Annotated in this window: 13 protein-coding genes; 12 read left to right on the forward strand and 1 reads right to left on the reverse strand. The window is 44.6% G+C overall.

Annotation, left to right across the window (positions count from 1 at the left end):
• The first annotated feature begins 8 nt into the window (after nucleotides 1–8).
• The 12 genes from tssH (at nucleotide 9) to ACMAZD_RS02670 (ending at nucleotide 17,862) form a co-directional block, all read left to right on the forward strand.
• On the forward strand, nucleotides 9–2,615 hold the full coding sequence (gene tssH / locus ACMAZD_RS02615) for a type VI secretion system ATPase TssH (RefSeq protein ID WP_435248456.1): 2,607 nt from the start codon (nucleotides 9–11) through the stop codon (nucleotides 2,613–2,615).
• A 142-nt stretch (nucleotides 2,616–2,757) separates the two neighbouring features.
• Nucleotides 2,758–3,912, forward strand: coding sequence for a D-alanine--D-alanine ligase family protein (locus ACMAZD_RS02620; protein WP_435248457.1), 1,155 nt, complete (start codon nucleotides 2,758–2,760; stop codon nucleotides 3,910–3,912).
• Between the two features lie 9 nt (nucleotides 3,913–3,921).
• Nucleotides 3,922–6,117: an MFS transporter gene (locus tag ACMAZD_RS02625; RefSeq protein WP_435248458.1), complete on the forward strand. Its 2,196-nt coding sequence runs from the start codon at nucleotides 3,922–3,924 to the stop codon at nucleotides 6,115–6,117.
• Nucleotides 6,114–7,247 (forward strand): ABC transporter substrate binding protein, encoded by a 1,134-nt coding sequence (locus tag ACMAZD_RS02630; RefSeq protein WP_435248459.1) that lies wholly within the window; start codon nucleotides 6,114–6,116, stop codon nucleotides 7,245–7,247. The genes ACMAZD_RS02625 and ACMAZD_RS02630 overlap by 4 nt, the downstream gene beginning before the upstream one ends.
• Nucleotides 7,248–7,249: 2 nt before the next feature.
• Entirely contained in the window at nucleotides 7,250–7,945 is a 696-nt protein-coding gene (locus ACMAZD_RS02635; protein ID WP_435248460.1) for an ABC transporter substrate-binding protein, read from the forward strand.
• A gap of 33 nt (nucleotides 7,946–7,978) precedes the next feature.
• The gene (locus ACMAZD_RS02640) at nucleotides 7,979–8,926 is read left to right on the forward strand and encodes a type VI secretion system-associated FHA domain protein (RefSeq protein ID WP_435248461.1); all 948 of its coding nucleotides are present in this window, start codon (nucleotides 7,979–7,981) and stop codon (nucleotides 8,924–8,926) included.
• Complete coding sequence (gene tssJ, locus ACMAZD_RS02645) at nucleotides 8,926–9,387, forward strand: type VI secretion system lipoprotein TssJ (RefSeq protein WP_435248462.1); 462 nt, start codon at nucleotides 8,926–8,928, stop codon at nucleotides 9,385–9,387. The genes ACMAZD_RS02640 and tssJ overlap by 1 nt, the downstream gene beginning before the upstream one ends.
• Before the next feature lie 8 nt (nucleotides 9,388–9,395).
• Entirely contained in the window at nucleotides 9,396–10,712 is a 1,317-nt protein-coding gene (tssK, locus tag ACMAZD_RS02650; RefSeq protein ID WP_435248463.1) for a type VI secretion system baseplate subunit TssK, read from the forward strand.
• A gap of 7 nt (nucleotides 10,713–10,719) precedes the next feature.
• Nucleotides 10,720–11,862, forward strand: coding sequence for a type IVB secretion system protein IcmH/DotU (gene icmH / locus ACMAZD_RS02655; RefSeq protein ID WP_435248464.1), 1,143 nt, complete (start codon nucleotides 10,720–10,722; stop codon nucleotides 11,860–11,862).
• A 1-nt stretch (nucleotide 11,863) separates the two neighbouring features.
• Nucleotides 11,864–15,316 carry a type VI secretion system membrane subunit TssM gene (gene tssM / locus ACMAZD_RS02660; RefSeq protein ID WP_435248465.1) on the forward strand — a complete coding sequence of 1,151 codons (3,453 nt, stop codon included), beginning with the start codon at nucleotides 11,864–11,866 and terminating at the stop codon, nucleotides 15,314–15,316.
• 8 nt (nucleotides 15,317–15,324) lie between these two features.
• Entirely contained in the window at nucleotides 15,325–15,957 is a 633-nt protein-coding gene (locus ACMAZD_RS02665; protein ID WP_435248466.1) for a protein kinase domain-containing protein, read from the forward strand.
• Between the two features lie 15 nt (nucleotides 15,958–15,972).
• A complete protein-coding gene (locus ACMAZD_RS02670) occupies nucleotides 15,973–17,862 on the forward strand; it encodes a hypothetical protein (RefSeq protein WP_435248467.1) in 1,890 nt (629 codons plus the stop codon).
• Nucleotides 17,863–17,915: 53 nt separating this feature from the next.
• Here ACMAZD_RS02670 and ACMAZD_RS02675 read toward each other — a convergent pair whose 3' ends face one another.
• The gene (locus ACMAZD_RS02675; RefSeq protein WP_435248468.1) at nucleotides 17,916–18,875 is read right to left on the reverse strand and encodes a GlxA family transcriptional regulator; all 960 of its coding nucleotides are present in this window, start codon (nucleotides 18,873–18,875) and stop codon (nucleotides 17,916–17,918) included.
• Between the last annotated feature and the right edge of the window lie 399 nt (nucleotides 18,876–19,274).

Genomic DNA, 19,274 nt, shown 5'->3' on the forward strand with positions numbered 1-19,274 from the left:
GAAACAGAATGATAAATATTGAACTACAAAGCTTGGTCAAAAGGCTTACTCCGTTACTAAAAAGTGCTCTTGAAACGGCTGCTGGAGATTGTGTAGGTAAAGGACACTTTGCGATAGAAGCTGAGCATTGGTTTATTCAGTTGTTACAGCAGTCCAAAAGCTGGGAAGCCGCTCTTCAGCAAGCATCATTGGCGAAAGAGTCGATGTTGGAGCGTTGTAATGACCGTCTGATGCACTTGGCTCGTGGTAATGATTCTTCACCTTCTTTATCACCAGAGTTGGTTGAGTTGCTTAAAGATGCATGGATGCTTGCTTCATTAAACAATCAGCAATCGGTCGTGAATGAATTTCATCTGCTTATGGTGCTAAAGCAGCGTCTGGACCAAAGCGCTTACAACGGTGTGTTGAGCTCGTGGGTGTCAGTATTATCTTCTGAATGGCTACGCAGTCAGTCTATGGTGATTGGCGGACCCAGTAAAGTCTCATCGTCTACCGAGAGCATGGTCCCACCCCGTGGTGACTCAGCGACGCCAGCTTTGGACAAGTTCTCGCAAAATCTGACAGAGGCAGCGCGTAATGGCGAGTTGGATCCTATTACAGGACGCGGAGATGAAATTCGCAAATCCATTGATATTTTGTGCCGCCGTCGTCAAAACAGCCCGATCCTCGTCGGTGATCCGGGTGTAGGTAAAACGGCCATTGTTGAAGGTCTTGCCCAAGAAATCATTAATGGCAATGTGCCACCTGCGCTTGCGAACGTTGAGCTGCGCAGTCTTGATTTGTCTCTTTTGCAAGCAGGCGCGAGCATCAAAGGTGAGTTTGAAAACCGCCTTAAAGATGTGATCAATGAGATCAAGCAGTCAACGACGCCGATCATCATGTTTATCGATGAAGCACATACGCTGATTGGGGCGGGTGGCACCGCGGGCCAGAATGATGCTGCGAATATTCTGAAACCAGCGCTTGCGCGTGGCGAGTTTCGTTCACTTGCGGCGACCACATGGGCGGAATACAAACACTACTTTGAATCGGATGCCGCATTGACTCGTCGTTTTCAAGTTGTTGCGGTTAATGAACCCAATGAAGAAGATGCTATTCACATGCTTCGCGGCGTGAAGCGCAGCCTTGAAAAGCACCATGGCGTTAAAGTCATGCAAGAAGCCATTGATGCCGCAGTCGCTCTCTCAATTCGTTACCTTCCTGAGCGTAAGTTACCTGATAAAGCGATCAGTCTGTTAGATACAGCGTGTTCACGCATTGGATTGAGCCAAAGTGCGGTACCTCGGCAGTTGGAAGCCATTGCAGAAAAAATCCGCTACACCAACAACGAGATCGAAACGTTACATCATGAGTCGGCATTGTGGTCGATTGAAAGCGTACGCTTGGAAGAAGCAAAACAGCGATTGGCGGCTTTAGAGCAAGAGCATCTGTCACTTGAGCGCTCTTGGAACTCAGAGCGTCTCTTGGTGGAAGAGATCATTGAGTTGCAGTCCAGCTTAGACGCTGAACTAAAAGAAAATGGCTCGGTGATATCGCATGAAGCGAAAAGCCGGTTAGCAGATAAAATGGCAGCCCTGCGTGAGATACAGGGGGAGCAACCATTGGTCTTGCCACAGGTAACAGAGCAAACCATCGCTGAAGTAGTAGCACTATGGACGGGTATTCCAGTGGGTAACATGCTTAGCCAAGAAGTTGAGAAGTTGATGCACCTAGAGACTCGTATCGGTGAGCGAGTTATTGGTCAGACAACGCCGATAGCAGAGCTTTCCCAAGCAATTCGATTGTCGCGTGCAGGTTTAACCGACCCACGCAAACCTATTGGGGTATTCTTGATGTGTGGTCCTAGTGGTGTGGGTAAAACCGAAACTGCATTGGCGCTTACCGACTTGCTATACGGTGGCGAGCGAAATATCACCACCATCAACATGACGGAGTTTAAAGAAGAGCACAAGGTGTCGATGCTTTTAGGCTCTCCTGCGGGTTATGTAGGCTACGGTAAAGGCGGTGTCTTAACAGAAGCGGTACGTAAGAACCCATATTCTGTACTGCTGCTGGATGAAATGGAAAAAGCCCACTCAGGTGTGCACGACATCTTCTATCAAATCTTTGATAAAGGCTCGATCTCGGACAGTGAAGGTCGACACATCGATTTTCGTAATACGATCATCATCATGACATCAAACGCGGCAGACAGTGCTGTTGTTAATGCATGTGAAAATGGTCGACCGGATGTTCCGACGCTGACTCAGTCTATTTTCCCTGAGCTGCAAAAACACTTTAAACCAGCATTTCTTGGTCGTGCGACTATCGTGCCTTACTTCCCTTTGAACGATGAGGAAATGGCGCAAATTGCAATCTTGTCTCTGAACCGTATTCGCAAGCGCGTTCAATCCCACTACAAAGCAAGTTTCGAATTTCACCCTGATGTGATTGATCTGTTGGTCAATATGAACGATTCACCAGAAACAGGAGCTCGCGCCGTTGAGCAACTGATTAATCGTCAACTTATGCCGGATTTAGCTAATCAGTGCATTGTTCGTATGAGTGAGAATAAGCCAGTACAAGCGGTCACTGTTCACATTGAAGAAAGTAAGTTTAAGATTCAGATTCAATAGCATTAAGAGGCGATAGACCTCAAAAAAACAATGGTTTGTATATCAAGCCAACTAAAACAATAACGTAATTTTATTAACGCTTTTTGTTGCAGGCCGTGTTTAACGCGTCCTTTTAGCAGCACAACATTATGAGTACTAACAGATGATGCATACCGTCTTTTCTACGCAACAATTGGAATGGATTCGCAAGAACTTAAAAATCGCAGTGATTCACGGTGGGGATAAAGAGCAGGACGGCAGTTTTATCTTTGAAAACTTGAGCCCTCGCTCAACCAAAACGTATGCACCTGTTGCACACGATATTGCTAATGCACTGCGTGAATCTAATTTCAAATTCGTTGAGGTGTTAGCTGAAGACATCAACTTAGCACAGTGCCTGAAAGATAAAGGGATTGACTTGGTGATCACGAATAGTGGTGGTTTGCAAGGTTTTGACTCCATGTGTCATTTGCCTTCTACATTGGAAATGCTGGGCGTGCCTTATGTAGGGCACTCGCCAATGACGGCCGGGATTTTGGATAACAAGCACCTGTTTAAGCATGAAATTAAAGCCGCTGGATTGCCGACTGCACCATTTATCACCATTGGTATTGATGAGCATTTTGAAGATGCAGCAAAGCAAGATGCTATCAATCAAATTGAAGCGCAGTTTAAAGATGGTTTCATCGTTAAGCCAGTGTCTGGTCGAGCTTCAATCCATGTATATCCTGTTTTTAACCGTAATGAACTTGCGGGTGTTGTCGAGTATGTGCGTCAAGCGACGGGGAATACAGTAATGATTGAACCTTTCCTAAGTGGTCGAGAGTTTGTTGTTGCTGTCGCGGGAGAGTATGTCTTTAAAGAAGGCAAACTGACGCAGTCTGAAATGCCAATGGCTTTCTCAATTACTGAGCGTGTACTGGATGCTGACGAGCCGATTTTTACTTCTATGGATGTAAAGCCGATCACTCAAGACCGTTTGGTTGCTGTTAATGAAGAGAGGCTACGAGATCAGTTAGCGGTAATCGGCCGGAAAATTTATCGCCAGCTTGGCCTTCAAACCTTAGTGAGAGTGGACTTGCGAATGGATAAAGAAGGTAACCTTTATGTGCTGGAAACCAATCCAAAACCTGATCTAAAACGTCCGGAGGGAGAGAAGGTAAGTTTGGTTTGCCATGATCTGGCTCGTGAAGGTATGGATTACACAGACCTAGTTCAATCGTTGGTGTTTAATCGATTATCTTTCCTCAAGCAAAAGCGACCAATGTTGGTCGCGCATTGCCTCAATGAGCAATTTGACGCTTTAAGCGTGTATTAGGAGCGAGTTTTGAACTCTTTTAAGCAATATAGCCGCTTGTTGCTCGGAGCATTACTGGTTCTGTTATCACTAATGCTGATCTTTGTTGTTGGGTATGCACAAGCATTAAAAAGCTATCAACAGCAGAGTCGTGATGCGATTTTAGCTCAAACAGAAGCTGCTCGAATCGGTATAGAACAAGTCCTTAGTTCCGGTGTGCCGCTTCAGGATTTTGCTGGTCTTGAGAAAGTGCTATCGCCGATCGCTAAAGCGGATTCTTCTGTAGTTGATATTCGAGTGATTTCTGGACAGCAAGAGCTATATCGCTATACCAATGACAACTTTGTTGGTAGCTTGGTCACCATCCCTTTGAGCAATAAGTTCGCTCAAGTTGGTGCTTTGGAGATTTGGCTAAGTGATGAAGAAATCGAAAGGAGCATCGATAGGCATTTCCAGCCAATGGCGCTACTGGTGGTTTTACTGACCGCTGCGTTTATTTTCTTTGTCTTGCGTAGCCAAAACCCCAAGATTTACTTCACTGCATTTGGTGGAGTGTTCTTAGCCATGTCGGCGAGCGTGCTATTGATGGTCGGTGCATTGTACAAATCCGGCTTGGAGCACAAGGCGGATTCTATGGCGAACATTGTTACTCAACGTTTGGCCCCGGTACTTAACGCAGGGATCAGCTATCGTCAAGTAAGTGGCATTAATGAGATGCTAGACAGTTTTCGTCAATCAAACCCAGAAGTTTCTTCTATTTCTGTTGCTCAGAGGTCCGAGTTGATCGCAAAAAGTAAAGCGCAGAACAGTATGACAGTTGATGATATGGCCGAATTTCAGGTCAGAGATACGAAAGGAAATGAGGTGACGGTCGCGTTTTTTCCTAAAGTACTGTTTGCGCAGTTGGTTCGGACACTGAAGAACTTTGCCATTTTATTTGCTGGCTGTGCATTCATTTGCTTTGCTTTTATTCGCTTGCTGAGCCAATCAGAGCAACAGCCAAAAAATGACATCGTATTAGCACAGGTTAAACCGTTATTACTGGTTACGGTGCTGATGGAATCCTTAATGGCGCCGGTTTTACCTCAGTACTTAACGCAAATTGCGGTAGATAATGGCGCGGTTGAAAGTTGGTCGTCTTATTTCTTTACACTCTACTTTGTCGGCTTTGCTGCGACGCTATTGCCTGTTTCGCGTTTAGTTGAAGTGTTTGATATTCGCAAAATACTTGGCATGGGTATTCTGTTATCTGCGGCGGGCTGTTTGCTGTTAGCGTACGAGTCCAAGCTAGCGATGGTGCTTATTGCGCGATTCACGTCTGGCGTTGGGCAAGCGACGATCTTTATTGCCGTTCAAGGTTATATTCTGCGTTGTAGTGATCAATCTAACAAGACACAAGCCGCAGGCATCATCGTATTTTGTTTCAATGCTGGATTTATCTCAGGTGCGGCAATCGGTGCCTTGTTGGCTGATACCGTGGGCGTGCAAGGTATCTTCATGTTGTCGGCTTTAGTTGGTGGTTTGATGTATCTGTTCGCGTTGTCACTACCGTCGATTACTCCTCAGGGGAGTGCCCAAGGCTCATTCAAAGAGAACCTGACGATGATGTTAAAAGATTCCGCTGCTTTGATGCATGTACCGTCATTCATGCGTACTATGTTGCTCGTTGGTATCCCAACCAAAATGATGCTAACAGGTGTCGTATTCTTTGCTGTGCCAATCCTTCTTTCCGATGCAGGCGTCGACCGCGAAAGTATCGGTCAAGTGCTGATGGCTTATGCATTCTCTGTGCTTTTCGTTAGTGGTAAAGTCTCGCCAATGATCGACCGTATTGGCTCTGCAAAGTGGGCGCTTTGTTTGGGAAGTATTGTTGGCGCTGTTGCTTTGGCCATTCTTTCTGCTGCTTTCTTATTTGATGACATAACCTACCTTGTTCTCATTGCGACATTCGCAATGCTAGTGATGGGTGTTTCACATGGCTTTATTAATGCCCCAGTTGTGACTCATGTTGTGACCACGACTCAAGGCGTTAATGCCAACTCGGTCGCGTCTACTTATCGCTTTTTGGAAAGGCTAGGTCATGTGTTGGGTTCGGTTGTTGTCGGGGCTTTGCTTACTCACCTCGGCACAGACTACGCATTCTTCGCGCTTTCAGCATTCTTTATCTTAGCTAGCTTGATGATGTGGTTGTTTGACCGTGGTGCACAAAAGGAGGCGAAAGCATGATTCGATTGATTTTATTTTTGGTACTGGTTGCATTCTCATCGGTAAGTTTGGCAGATTGGCCTGAGTGGTTGGGCGAACACTTGCAAGTAGAGAAGGCGGCAAAGTGGGAAATCAATGTCAACGACAGCGATGTGTTGTTCGCTCCGCGCGGTGAACATCCTATGGTTTGGGTTTTAGTTTCTCGAAAAGCGGACTCGTATGATGTTGCGTTGTCGACCATCTTTAAAGTTTTCCGCAGAGAAATGCCTAACGTTTCATTTCGCGCTTTCCTTTTACCTAAAAGCCAAGAGGAACTGGTCGCTTGGACGAAAGCTGCTGATAAAAAGGCGAACATGATCTACACGGTTGGCTCTAGTGCGACCATTTTACTGCATAAGGTTTACGCTGGAGGTAAGCTGCCTGTTGTATCTGTAAACGCAAAAGATCCAGTGTTGCTGGGCCTGACGGATAACTATCATTCAAGCGGCAATAACTTTGCTTACACCTCATTGAATTTGCCTGCTGATATTACGTTGACCTTTTTACGTCGCTTTGAGCCAAGTTTGACTCAAATTGGTGTGCTATACGCCAAGTCGAACACCAGTGCTTACCTCACTCAGTTTTTACCACTTCAAAAAGAAGCTGAGAAGCAAGGAGTGAAAGTCTTTCCTATCGAAGTTGACGAGAATAACCCTGAGCTCGCCCTTCAGCACGTGATGCAAACCACCATTGAATCGATGAAGGTCAAAGATAGTAATTTACGCCAATCGTTACTTTGGTTAACTGGTAGTTCAAGCCTTCTTAACCGACTTGATGAGATCAACTTATATTCGGAGCAGCTTCCTCTGTTAACCGCAGTGCCTGATGCGGTTAATGGCACACAGCAAAGTGCGCTGATGTCTGTTGGTGTAGGGTTTGAGAACAACGCCCACCAAGCGGCACTTTACGGTATTGAAGTGCTAAAAAAGGGCGTAGACCCTGCCTCTCTGCCTGTGGGAGTGCTGTCTCCGCCTGACATCTCGATTAGCTTTAAGCAAGCTGGCCGCGTTGATACGCAGCTTCCGTTTGTATTGATTGAGATGGCCAGCGATATCTATTCGAAAGATGGCAAGTTAGTGCGTTCTGCAGGTATGAGCATGGAGAGCCATTAACTATGATACGTGTCGTTTTCATTACCATTATGTTGACCGTACTTAGCCAACCTGCTTTGGCCTATCAGCGGCCAGAGCGATTGCTTCTCGCAACCCAAGAGTGGTTTCCCTATCAGTATCAAGTAAATGGGGAAATGAAAGGGCCGGGGATCGAACGAGTAAAATGTGTCATGAGAGTGATAGACCAGCCGTATCAGCTCACGATGACTAAGTGGGATAGAGCCCAGCTTATGACTGAAGTTGGCTCACAGCATGGTTTCTTCCTTGCTTCTCGTAACAGCAAGCGTGACGAATATGCCGATTACTCTACACCACTTGATCAACAGAATTGGAGTTGGTTCTCGCTATCCGATTCAACAGAGTTAGACAATGCAATGTTCAAATCTCAGGTCGAAGTCGCGGCACTATTTGGCTCAAATAAATGGTTTTGGCTACAGAAAAACGGTTATCGCGTGAGTAAAAAACCAAGGACGCCAAAAGGCCTGATTGAGTTAATGCTCAACGGAGAAGTCGGGGCGGTATTGGGCAATGACGCTGTCATTGACGAGACCATAAAGAAAATGGGCATTAGTTATCGAGCGATTTCTCGGACGCAGGTTAAGTCGAATCCATTGGGCGTATATTTCTCCAAAGCATTTACTAAGAAATACCCCAACTTTCTTAATGAGTTTAACGAGGCGGTTTCTCAGTGTCGTTAACTCTAAATATTGAATTTATTGAAGGTCAGTCAAATGCCTCTATCGATTAGAATTATTAGCTCTCCAGATGGTGAAAGCATCGCCCAATGGAATCAAGCATTTCCACAAGATGGCGGAGATATCGGGCGTGCGTTTGGTGCGACGCTACAACTTAATGACGCCAGTCGTGAGATTTCAAGTACCCATGCGATGATTCGTAGGACCTCTCGTGGATACCAAATCATGGACAACAGCACCAATGGCCTTTACATCAATGGCTCTGATGCGCCTTTGGGCAATGGTAACCAATCGACATTAAGTGATGGTGATGTTCTTGATATTGGTCGCTACCGATTGCTGGTTTCTTGTTTCTTCCCTGAATCAGCGAAAGCGCAAACCCAGCAGCATCACTCTGATAGTTCTCGATTAGGTGATGATCCGTTTAATACTGAATCAACACCTTTTATTCAAAGTATTCCAGAAGTAGATGAAGCGCCAGAGTTCACCATCTCGACGACAGATGTGGTAGGGGATGACCCATTTGCGAATGATGCCTCAGTTAAGCAAGAGCAAGCGCCTCACTTTAATCTTGATTTTCAGACGGATGAGGATGACCCTCTGAAAGACAGTGATTTTCGTACGTCATTTCCAAGCCATGAAGTGGTGGCGCCTGACTCTTTCGTTCAAGAAGAGTCACCAGTTAACCAACCTCAGTTTGCTATCACTGAGTTTAAGCAACATGATCAGCGCTTACAGGAATGCACGGACAAAGCATTAGAAATGGCATTGGCAAGGTTGTTGTCTGACATTTCTCCGAATGCGATGGAGTCGATGTTTGATGATTTTTCGGGCAACAGCTTTTGGTCTCGTAAACCGAAGTATTGGGATATGTACAAACGTTATTTCAACCGACAAGTAGAGAATCGTGATTGGCAAATTAAGTTTCAAGCGTATTTTAGAGAGGCAATGCGTATGCAAAAAAACTTTGAAGGGGGTCAGTAATGGTACGTCGTTTATGCCTAATGTGTATCGTTCTTATTATGTCAGGGTGCAGTTTATGGAGCGATGAGCTGGTTGAGCAAAAACTGGTCGTTGATATTAAAGCTGCGACCAATATTAACCCTAATGTTGAAGGTAAGCCTTCTCCGGTAGAGCTCCGAATCTATCAATTGACGAATAATAATGCTTTTGAACTCTCTGATTTTATTCAAATTTATAATGATGACCAAGGCGTATTGAAGGCCGAGTTAGCCGTTTCTCGCCAGTTACCAAGCATTTTGCCGGGTGAAACTCGTCAGGAAATTATCCCACTTGGTAGTGGCGTTAAGTACATCGGTGTGATTGCGGGTTTTGCTGATTACCGAGAGGCGAAGAATAAGGTGATTTATAAGCCGCTAATTGTGAATTCAGCGGCTATCAGTATTGAAATTGATGGTCTTAATCTGTCTGTGTTAGGGGAATAAGAATAATAATGGATAATAATAAAGTCGTGTGGAGTGAGGGGATGTTCCTTTCCCCTCAGCACTTTCAACAGCAAGAGCGTTATGTTGAACATTTTACTCGTGAGTTCGCCGGACAAATTAGCCCTAATGCTTATGGATTGACCTCGCTAGAGCTTGACCGCTCGATGTTGAACATTGGTAAGGTTTCGGTGCGTCGCGCTAAAGGCATTTTCTCTGATGGAACACCATTTGAAATTGAGCAAACGCTCGTGCTTGATGTGCCGAAAAATACCAGTCATAAGAAAGTGTATCTGGCCCTTCCGGTTTCAAGACCGGGCACCATTGATGTGGGAGAAGATGCGCGTCTTAGACACTCTTCACAAGAACACCCTGTTTACGATATCAGCCGAGAGCACAGTGCTCCGGTTCAGTTAGAGCTAGCAACATTGAACATTCAGCTGCGTTTAGAAGGTGATGAGCTAAAAGATTTTGTGTTGATATCCGTTGCTGAAATCAGTGAACACAAATCTGAAGGTGTTATTGTGTTGAACCAGGCATTCGTTCCCCAATGTTTGCAGTTTGCCGTATCTAGCTACTTAACCGATAACGTTGCTGATCTATTTGCACTAGTACAATACCGTTCCCGAGCGATTCATACTCGTTTACAAGCAGAGTCCAGCAGTAAAAGCTATCAGTCGTTGATGCGTGACTACTTGTGGCTGCAAGTTCTGGGTGCTTGGCTCCCAAAGCTTGAACAATGGAGCCTAGATGGCTCGTTGCTGACACGTCAACTTTATTTAGAGTGCGTTTCGATGGCGGGACAGATGCAGGGTTTAGAAGGGAAGATGCCAAAGTCTTCCCCTGCCTGGAACCAAGATGCGCTATACAGCATTTTCTCTACAGTATTTTCTGAGTTACTAGTGTTACTGCGAGAGGTTCAGATAGATAACGTATCAACGTTGAACTGGGACAAACAGCTGTTCGTAAGCCGTCGCTTACTACGCACACTGGTTGATGATCGCAGCCTATACAATCAAGGCCGCTTTGTGTTAGCCGTTTCTTCGTCTATCGGTGCCACTCGACTCAGTGAAGAGTTTCCTCGCGCTGCGAAGCTAGCAGGGAACAGTGATATTGCAGGTTTAGTGCGTAACGCACTTTCAGGTGTTCCTTTGCGCCACCTTCCTTATGCACCCTCTGAGCTGAAGTCTTTGAATGACGCCGCTTACTTCGAAGTCGATACTAAGTCTGAATTGTGGCAAGCGTTGATCAAACGTGATGAGGCGATCGCTCTTCATATTGATGAAAGAATTGATGATATTCACGTCGATTTTCATGTGATCAGGTAGGTAACGGATGGGCGGATTATTTAACGAAGAACCGACGGTTCAAATTCGACGAGTGACATCGACCGAATCACCTCAAAAGCAGCATCAGTTGCCACCCAAAGCAGATACTTCGGGTACCGAGCGATTGATTGAGAATCTTGCCATTTATGGTAGTCCTTTAATGAATGCGGCAACGGAGTTGTTGGGTATTTTAGTGACGATTAAACGGCATGGCGCTCCGAGAGACATCAACCGCTTTCGTCAAAAACTTTTGTACGGCATTGATGCGTTTCGTTTGCGTGGTCTGCACTTGGATTACCACCCAACCGTGATTGAAAAAAGTTGCTTTGTATTGTGTGCAGCATTTGATGAAGCTGTGTTGTACACCGCTTGGGGAGAGCTTGCCCGTTGGGAAAATCACTCGTTGTTGAGCAAAGTGTTTTCACAGCGGGATGGCGGAGAGGCCTTTTTTGTGTTGCTAGATAAGGCCAGCCAGCAGCCGAATAAACTTGTTGATTTTATTGAGCTTCAGTATGTGCTTTTGGCTTTGGGTTTCAAAGGGCGATTTCGCCATGAAGACGAGAGCCAATTGCATGATATTACCGCTCGTGCGTACGGCCTCATTCGCCACTATCGCAGTGAAAGTCCTTTTCCGGTGCCGCAAACACCAACGCTAATCGAAGGTAAACGCCCGTGGTTAATGATCAGTATGGGCAAAACGTTAGGCTTGGCTTGTTTGGTTCTGACATCCGGGTATGGCTTTACAGAATATTGGTACAGCAGCCGCGTGCAGCCGTTGTTGGTACAGTTTAGCGCGATCGATATGTCAGACGTCAACCTGAAGAAAAATAGCAGTGACTTAGTGTACTTAAGTTCTGATGCGGACTTGGGGCGACGGAGTGAAAGCCTAGAGGAAGAAACGGGAATGAAAGGAAAAGTGGTCATTCAGCAATGGGAGATAATTCTTGCGGTTTTTTCTCGGGCGAGCGACGCAATTCGTTTATCGACAGAACTCAAACTGACAGGCTATGAGTCTTTTACTCGTGAGACGGAACATGGTGTTGAGCTTTATCTTCACGCAGGTGACGACTTAAACACCATTCGTAAGTTGAAAAATGAACTCAATGTTCGCTTTGGTTTAAACGCCACGATAAAAAGAGCGCAGAAATAAGATGTTTAAAAAGATATTTTCTATTTTCTTGGTGATTACTGCCATTTTAGGGACGCTCGCATTTTGGATCACGGCATCAGAAGAGCAACCTGTCTGGATAAAGTGGGGAATGCTCGCTGTCACCGTCGTTATTGTCTTCTTTACATATGTTTGGTGGTGGAAACAGCGCAAGCTTAATCAAACAGAGAAAGAAGAGCATGACCAACACGTGCTGTTTAAACAAGACACGCGCGTGATCCAGCAGCTGTTTCGTATCGCAACGAAAAAGATACAGGGACAAGCGCGTAACAGGCTAGAAAGTCTTTACAGCCTGCCTTTGTACCTAGTTCTAGGTGGTGAAAAAGACGCGAAAAGTGCCATATTGCTACAGAATGGTTTTGAGCCAGTTAATGAGCGCTACTTGGATGAAAGTGATACGGAGCAGTATTTACGCTTTTGGAGCAACGATAACGCAGTCGTTGTGGAAGTCGGTCATCGGATATTTGATAACGACGGTATTGATGAATCGCTTTGGCAAGTACTGGCGAAGCAACTACTTAAATACCGCCCGAGGCAAGGGCTGAACGGCATTGTAACGGTTATTGGGTGTGATCGCCTAATGACAAGAAACAAGAAAGAACGCACTAATCTCTCTGGCATCTATCAGGAGGCTGTGCTGTCGATGGGCGCAGAGCTTAGCTTAAACTTACCTGTTTACGCCGCTTTCTCTAAGGCTGACTCGATTGCAGACTTCACTGGTTTCTTCGAGAGCTTCACAGCATGTGACTCAGAAAATCCTTTTGGTATTACCTTTGAGTGCGATGTTTCGTGCCGTTATGACAAACAGCAGTTTGAGGCGGAAAGTCACGCGTTGATTCAATCCATTGCGGGACAGCAGTTTGAGTTACTGAGAAACGTCAGCAGTGACAAGTCTGGCTCAATTATCGCCTGGCCTTATCAGCTAAGAATTTTCCTCGAGCGCGTCAACGAGTTTTTGAGCGACATTGGTCGCGAGAACCGTGTCCGAGAAGCTGTATGGATCCGCGGCGCTTATTTAATGTCATCCGGACAAAAAGGCATTGAGCATGATCTACTTACGCAGGTTGTGGCCGAACGTGCGGAGTTCAATGCTAATAATCAAGTTGAACAGCAGTCAAATCGTCGTGGTTTCTTTACTCAACGTTTGTTCAATAAGGTCATCTTGCCAGAGAAGAATATCGTTGGTGTCAATGAATGGCGCCATGCGGGTTACCTTGTATTTCGGAGCGCTGTTCTTGTATCCGTAGTTGGGCTGATTTCTATTGCAGGCCTGAAGTTACAGGAAAACTGGAATGTTGATGAAGATTGGCGCACAGCAGCTCTATCTCAAATTCGCTTTTATCAAAACGATATTCAAAAGCTGAGCAATAACAATTCTATGTCGGAGGTTGTGGCGGTATTAAGAGAACTCGGCGATGTGGTTGCTGAAGGCGTTCAACCTAAACCGTGGCATGAGAAAGTCAGTATTAAGCAAACAGATACGGCCGAAAGTGTTTACTCTGCTTATGAAAAGCAGTTGCACCAGATCATGCTGCCAAAGATCGAAGAGCTGATCAGCAGCGAGCTATATGTTTATGTGAACCTTGGTAACCCAAGCCGAATCTTTGAAATTTTGCGTTACTACCAAATGTTGTTTGACCTTGAACAATTGAATTTTGCGGAACTACAAACTTACTTGCTTGATAACTTGAAAGACCAAGGTGAACTCTCTCCGGACGAGCTGTACTCGTTTTCTCTTTTAATCGAAGATTTGTTTAAAAGTCATTACGACAAGCAGCTACAACCGAATCTAGATTTGATAGCCGTTGCAACGAACAACCTTGAAGGCCTGTCACCAGAGCGGTTGATTTATGCACGTATTAAAGAGATGCCAGAGTACCGTACTCAAGTGGATCTCCGAAGACAGCTCGGTGAGAAGTTTGATAGCTTGTTTGAGTTTACTCATGATTTTCATGGTTACTTGATCCCAGAAATCTTTACTAAGCAGGGCTACAGCCAAATTGATTTGACGGCAAAGTCGCCTCTGCTTAGAAGCTTGATGAGCGAGTTTAAAGCGATTCAAGGAGATATGTCTGGCCCATCAGTCATTGAGCTTAGAGAGCTGAGCAAACAGGTTCAACGTTTGTATTTTGCTGATTACATCTACTACTGGAAAGACTTGGTCAACAACATTCAAATCAAGCAGTTTGGTGATGCTTCAGTACTCAGTTATGCGCTAAGAAATACACGCTCTCCCGCTACAAGCCCACTACTGGATATATTGGATGCAATTGCTGTGAATACAACATTGGCTGTCGCAGAGCAACCGGACACGAAAGGGCAGAAGCGTGCAGCTGGTCAACTAGGATTGAAGAAAGCGAAAAAGGTGTTGAACAAAGCCGACAAAGTGAATCGAGCAGTTGGTGATAACCTGTTGAGGCTGCAACCTTCATTCGTCGTAAATGAAGCATTTTTGCCTTTCTCTAGGTTTGTGAATGGGAATGGTAAAGATAAGGATACACCACTGGAGCAGTTGATCGTTCAAGTTGATGAAGTTAACTCATTTTTCGATGCCGCATTGTCTAGTTCAAACCCAGGTAAATCATTCCATGCTTATGCCATCGCTCATGCGCAAGGTAGTAGCGACCCTATCGTGAACTTCCGTCAAGCTGGCAGCAAGGCTCCGAACATCGTCGCGTCTTGGACGAAGAGTCTCAGTGAACAAGTTTGGAAACAAGTGGTGAATGGCAGCGTGGTGTATCTAAATACACAGTGGGATGAGCAAGTTTACCAGTTATATGTGTCTGCCATTGAAGGGCGATTCCCATTTGATCAACATGGTCGTGGAGAAGTGAGCTTAGATGATTTTTCTCAATTCTTTAAACCAAGTGGCCGTGTGGCTCGTTATATAGAAGAAACTTTGAAGCCCTTTGTTTACTGGGATAATGGCAGGCTCAAGCTAAACGAAGTTGATGGCCTAACGCTACCAATAAACTCAAACACTCGTAAGCAACTTGAATTAGTTCAAAAGCTGAGTGGTATTTTCTTTGGTTCTTCAGGGGATGAACTTGGGTTAAGGCTTGAAGTAAAAGCGAGCTCAATGAGTACCGACGTGACGGAATTCCGGTTACGAGAGGCTGAAACGATTTACGACTACAAACATGGGCCAAGAGTGTGGCGCGAGATAACCTGGCCAACCGCAGGAGAGGATGGCTATTTGAGTGCCGAATTCTACAGTGGTCAGAATCGAGTCGCACAACAATCATTTACCGGTCAATGGGCGTTGTTGCGCGCTATCTTTGCGAATAAGAGCAGTGCTACATCGAGCCGCTTGATTCGTAAGCTCAACTACAAAATTAACCAAAACAACATCGTATTGGATTACACGTTGCGTGATTCCAATCAACCATTGGATAAATCTTTATTTGTTCAATTCTCGTTGCCTAAGCAGCTTTAAGGTTGTCGATGTTGAAAGCAGTGATTGAAACGCAGGAACGAGTGCGTTGCCAAGTTTTGGCGACACACTTCCGTGCACACGAAATCAGTAACGATTTGACCCACTACACTAAGCACTTTGATTCGGCAGAGAGCTTGCAAAGGCAGTGGGTTGCTTTGCAAGAGTGTCATGGTGCTCAAATACAAAAAGTAATGGATGTCGATTGGAGAAAATTGCAGCTAACGCTGGAGTTTGATCAAAGTGCGATACCGTTGATTGAGTTTGAGCCTAAGGATTTAGCGTTATTTGTTTCGCTGTTACCTAGTGTGGTTCAGGCGATCAAACACTGTCATAGCAAAGGGTGGGTACATGGCGATATCAAGCCATCTAACCTGCTTTATGTACCTCAATTACAACATGTTCGATTGATCGATTTCGGTGCCAGTTGTCGAACTGGAACTTCTCGGGAAGCACTCTCCGATTGGCAAGCAACGCCTATGTTTGCTTCGCCCAATCAGAAGAGTGGAGAAGGCTTGGTAGAAACGGGGGATGACTGGTTTTCACTGATTCAAATCATCGAACAGGTCATGCAATATGCATATGACTACTCAATAAAATCAACGCTTATACAGTGGCTAAAAGCCCTGAGCCTTGAGATTTAGATAGAAGGAAAGCGAATGAATAAAAAACAGCTTGCTGCTGCCAATCTCGACTTCGATGTGTCATCAATCAAAGGGACGAATGGAAAATTAATATCTAACTTAGGATGCGCGATAGAAATTGAGCAATGGTTGAAAAAACTGTCTCTCGCATGCGGGAGAAGGCACTCTAATAGAGCTTTACCTTATTTAGAGAAAGCGATAGATGTTGTCTATTCTGAGGTTGAGGCGGAATTGTATCGCCAGTCAGGAAACAAAAGTAGCGCCTACGAAGCTCGCGCAGTGGTTGAGCACCCGGTATGGCAGTTTTTTGTAGAACGAGTGACGAAAAAGTTTGGCAGTGTCGTCAAGGTAGTTAAACCACACCAAACGCCGACGGAATCTGTACGTTCGAAATTGATTAACCGTACTTTCTTCCAAATGCTGTACAATAAGCATGAGGTTTTGAAGCGTTCTCATAGCTGTTTCTTATCATCCGGCGAGCTTGGCCAAGCTAAAGTGGCCATTCTGGATGCACAGGTCAATGCTTTACGAGATGCCTACTTTAATCATGCCAAATGTAATGCTGAACTTTGGCCTGCTATCAATGATCTGTTCCAAAAAGGAAATACCCGCTCTGTTGAGGGCAAAGTAAACCTTGAAGACGGTTCACTGACATTTGAAGCCTCACAAGCATTATTTGCCGAAGGAAAAGTCGAGTTTGAAAAAACTTGGGACTTCGGAAAAATGAAAAACCAAATCAAAGCATCCGCTGAAATTGGGGCTCATGAGAGCAGCAAATTTAGTGCGAGCGCTAAAATAAATAAAGGCGTATTGGATGGCATTGGGCATAGCCGAGAGCTTTTTAGTGCAAACAAAGAGAAAAGTACTAAATCTGAATTTGAGGTTAATAAGCCAACAGGAAATGCTACTTATAGTATTGATGATTCGGTAGTAACAACTCAAATAATACCGGGTATTGATTTAGAAATTGATGCGATGCTCGCTGCCGAAATGGGAATGAAGTTAACGGTCTCTCATGAACTTTCTGTGGCTGATTTTATGTCACTAAAGAGCGAGGGGGAACTGTTTGTCGGTGCGACAGCAAAAGTTCAATTCACCGGTGCAATAAACAGTGCCAATATCTTTACCGGTGATGAAGTCATTAAAACCAAAATTGGTGCAAGTGCTTTTGTCGGTGCTAAGGTTAGTGGTACAAGTACCTTTACCTTAAAATCCCGCGGTATGGGTATGCTATCCGGTAGTGTCACTGGTTCGGCATACGTTGGTTTGGGCGCATCCGCTGCTTTGGAAGCCATTGTTAAAGGTTCTGGAGACTTTACATTAAAAGCCGGTTTGGGCGCGACAATGGGCGTTGGAACGAACCTCGAGTTTGGCACTATGGTTAATCCAATGCTGCTTAAAGTGCTCCTTTGGGATTCGTTTGGTAGTCACCTTTGTTCAAAGCAGACCAAGCAAATAAGAGGAATTAAATACAACAGAAAGGTTAACCAGGTTGCATTGAGCCGTTGTGAAGAAAGCATCATGTCAACGTTAAATATAATTGAAGTGGACTACCGAGTCTTAGCCGAAGAGCTCTGGCGTATTCCAACCTTCACCAACATGTCTACGAAGGATGAAGTCACCACGATGCATGATCGTATCGCTAGCCCTGATAAGAATGTAATGGATAAATATCTAGAACAGCTTGGCGTCAATGATGCTATCAATATGAGCCCTGAGGATATATCTCAAGCCGTTGTCGATATTGATAATCAAGCGCGTTTTAATCAATCGCAAAAGATGCTACTTAAGCAAGCGAAGAAAGCGGCTTCGAAGAGAGGAACTAAATCACTCTCTGGCGGACTGGCTTTAGCAGGAATGAATGTTATGAACCCAACAATGGGACTACTAGCCGTCAAACCTTAATAACTAAGAATGGCGGGATGCCCCGCCATTTTTAATATAGCGATTAGTCAAACTTAATGCTGATATCTCTTTCGATACTCCACCGGAGTCATACCCACAAATTTTTTAAATAATTCCCTAAAGTAACGCACATCTTCATATCCAACGAATCTAGAAATTTCCTCGACAGTTTGCTTGGTCTTTTCTAATTTATCTTTCGCTGTTGATAGACGAATCTGTTGAATATACTGTATCGGCGTCTGTCCCGTTGCCAGTTTAAATCTGCGTTTCATTTGCCTTTCGCTCAAATGAATATGTTCACTTAACTCAACTATAGAAAACTGTAAGCTATGATGGTTATGCATCCAGTCCTGCAATTGATGAATAAGAGCATCACTGTGCTGACGATATGGGAGAAACTTTGCCAATGATTGTTGCTGTACTTTATTAGTATCGCCAAAAATATGCTGCTGGCACCTACCACGAATAGATAAACCAAATAATTGCTCCACGACGAGCATCATGACGCCATTGTAGCCGTTTGTGCATGAGGTACAGTAATAGTTGCCATCACGAGTCATCTTACGTTCGACACGCAATTTAGTATCGGGGTACATTTCTCTAAAGAGGTTGGCATACTTCCAGTGTGTCGTTGCATTTCGTTTGGAAAGTAGATTAGCTTTGGCTAACGCAAATGCACCTGTGCAGATTGAAATAATAGGGATATCTTTTTCTGCAAATCCTTCTAGCCATTGTAGGGCTTTATCGGAGCAAGCAGTCAGCTCGCTAGTTGGTTCACCCAATGAGCCTACTAGCAAGATATCAGTGTTATTAATACTCTCCATTTTGACTGTTGGAGTAATAATTATTCCACCTTGTGCTGAAATCGGGTTATTATCCTGCGTTACGATATGGATTTCAGGGGGAGCGACCCCTGCAAGGCTGGCTGCTGTAGTCAACGCTTCAATTGGCCCTGTAATTGAAGTGGCCGCCCCTCCGGAAAATGCAAGCGCAGTAAAGGTTATCTGTTTCATAAATACCATTAATAATAGAAGGCTATGAAAATAATCGTGGTGAGGTAGATTATATGTGTCATGTCTTTTTACGGATTACAATTTCAATTGTATATAAGACGCCTTACCTGTATGCGCTCAAGTTGAGGATAAAGGAGCAATCTAAGCACTTTATGAAATAGACAAAAGTCTTTTCATTATTGATAAAAGCTAATATGTCAATGGTTAGTTAGTTTGATGTGGCTTTATTCATAGCGGTAAAGCGAACTTTCGATTATGTAAGTCCTCAACTATTTTGCTTGTTATAGCGTTGTACAGTAAGGCGTCATTCAACGAAACGCAAAGATTAAGCAAGCCTAAAATTAAACTTGAATCGACAAAACGAATAGCAGTTTCATGATAGGCAAAATGTCGCTAATT

The sequence above is a fragment of the Vibrio sp. nBUS_14 genome (assembly GCF_051201655.1).
Classification (GTDB): Bacteria; Pseudomonadota; Gammaproteobacteria; order Enterobacterales; family Vibrionaceae; genus Vibrio.